The following is a 2,467-nucleotide window of genomic DNA, read 5'->3' as shown; positions in this document are numbered from 1 at the left end:
GTTGCGTGAGGTGTCGCGGCAACTCGGCGTGAGCGCGGCGACCGTGCTGCACGTGGCGTGGGCGCGGGTGCTGTCGACGCTGTCGGGCCGCGACGATGTGGTGTTCGGCACGGTGTTGTTCGGGCGGATGAACGCGGGTGCGGGCGCCGACCGGGTGGTCGGTCCGTTCATCAACACGCTGCCGGTGCGCGTACGGACCGGTCGGGTGGGGGTGCGGGCGGCGGTGGAGGAGATGCGCGTTCAGCTCGCGGCGTTGTTGGAGCATGAGCATGCGTCGTTGGCGGTGGCGCAGCAGGCGAGTGGGGTGGCGGAGAATGCGCCGTTGTTCACGTCGTTGTTCAACTATCGGCACATTGCTCAGGCTGGTCCGGACGGGTCGGATGTCGAGGAGAGTCGGGCGCCGGTGGGTATCCGGACGGTTTATGCGAAGGAGCGTACGAATTATCCGTTGAGTGTGTCGGTCAATGATTTGGATGTGGCGGGTCTGAGCCTGAGTGTGGAGGTGGTTGATTCGTTGGATCCGCAGGTGGTTGGCCGGTTGTTGTGCACGGCGGTGGCGAATGTGGTCGCTGTGTTGAGTGGTCCGGATGTGCCGTTGTTCGCGGTCGAGGTGTCGGACGGCGAGGAGGTTTTGCGCGGCCCCGTCATGGAGGTGCCTGGCGGGACGGTGGTGGGTGTGTTTGAGGCGCAGGCTGCGCGGACGCCGGGGGTGACGGCGTTGGTGTGTGGTGATGTGTCGTTGACGTTCGCTGAGGTGAACGGGTGGGCGAATCGGTTGGCCCGTCATTTGGTGCGGGTGGGTGTGGGTCCGGAGCGGGTTGTGGCGGTCAGTTTGCCGCGGTCGGTGGACTCGGTGGTCGGGTTGCTTGCGGTGTTGAAGGCGGGTGGGGTGTATCTGCCGGTGGATCCGAGTCTGCCGGTTGAGCGGGTTACGCAGTTGTTGAGTGATGCCGGTGCGGTGTTCGTGCTCACCGAGGCGGTGATGGCATCGCTGGGTTTGGGTGAGTTGTCGGATGGTGATTTGACGGATGCGGATCGGTTGGCGCCGTTGCGGGCCCGGAATTCGGCGTATGTCATTTATACGTCGGGTTCGACGGGTCGGCCGAAGGGTGTTCTGGTCGAGCATCGGCAGTTGGTGAATTTGCTGGTCAATCAGCGGGACGGGTTTGTTGCCGATGCGGGTGGTGGTCGGTTGCGGGCGGCGTTGACGGCGGTGTTGTCGTTCGACACGTCGTTGGAGGGTCCGTTGCTGATGTGTGATGGCCACGAGTTGCATGTGATCGACGAGCAGACGCGTCTGGAGCCGGTGGTGCTTGTCGACTATGTGCGTCGGCACCGGATCGATTTCATGGATGTCACTCCGTCTTATCTGGGGCAGTTGCTGCCGGCGGGTCTGCTGGCCGGTGGGGGTCCGCGGGTGTTGATGCTCGGCGGTGAGGCGTTGCCGGAGCCGTTGTGGAACGAGTTGGCTGCGGCGGATACTCGGGCGTACAACTTTTACGGGCCGACCGAGTGCACTGTTGATGCTCTTTCGGCGCCGGTGGTCGCGGGTTCGAGGCCGGTCGTCGGTAAGCCGTTGGGTAACCTGCGCGCGTATGTCCTTGACGGTTGGTTGCGGCCGGTTCCGTCGGGTGTGGCGGGTGAGTTGTATCTGGCCGGGGATCAGGTGGCTCGGGGCTATCTGGGCCGGCATGGTTTGACCGCGCAGCAGTTCGTGGCGTCGCCGTTCGGCTCTGGTGAGCGTATGTACCGTACGGGCGATGTCATGCGCTGGGTGGCCGGTGGGCAGTTGGAGTATCTGGGTCGGGCGGATGAGCAGGTCAAGATCCGTGGGTTCCGGGTCGAGCCCGGTGAGGTCGAAGCCGTTCTGCACGAGCATCCGGGTGTGGCCCAGGCCGCCGTCGTCGCGCGGGAGGACACCGCCGGGGACAAACGTCTGGTTGCCTACGTGGTGGCGGACGACGACGTCGCCGGCCTGCGGGAGTTCGCCGCGCAGCGGCTGCCGGAGTACATGGTGCCGTCGGCGGTGGTGGTTCTCGACCGGTTGCCGCTGACCGTCAACGGGAAGCTGGACCGGCGGGCTCTGCCCGCCCCGGACTACGAGGCCGGCTCGGGTCGAGGTCCTGTCACGGTGCAGGAAGAAATCCTGTGCGCTGTTTTCGCTCACGTCCTCGGACTTGAGCGGGTCGGCGTCGATGACGATTTCTTCGCCCTGGGCGGGCACTCCCTGCTGGCGGTGCGGCTGGTGTCGCGGGTGCGGGCGGTGCTCGATGTCGAACTGCCGTTGCGGGCGTTGTTCGACGCCCCTACCGTGGCCCGTCTGGCGGCCTGGCTGACCGGCGGCGACGCCGGCCGGGCCCGCCTGGCCCTGCGGGCCGGTACACGTCCGGCCCAGGTACCGCTGTCATTCGCCCAGCAACGCCTGTGGTTCCTCGGCCAACTCGAAGGCCCCAGCCCGCTCTACAAC

General features: G+C 66.1%; 1 protein-coding gene. It reads left to right on the top strand.

All coding sequences use genetic code 11. The features are described 5' to 3' along the window. Positions 1-10: 10 nt before the first annotated feature. The coding region (locus tag AB0J93_RS30055; protein ID WP_363925726.1) for an amino acid adenylation domain-containing protein at positions 11-2,467 on the top strand (2,457 nt) is incomplete at its 3' end.

The organism is Micromonospora sp. NPDC049374, from assembly GCF_040677165.1.
In the GTDB taxonomy this organism is placed as follows: Bacteria; Actinomycetota; Actinomycetes; order Mycobacteriales; family Micromonosporaceae; genus Micromonospora.
This window is presented reverse-complemented; position numbering and strand designations above follow the sequence as displayed.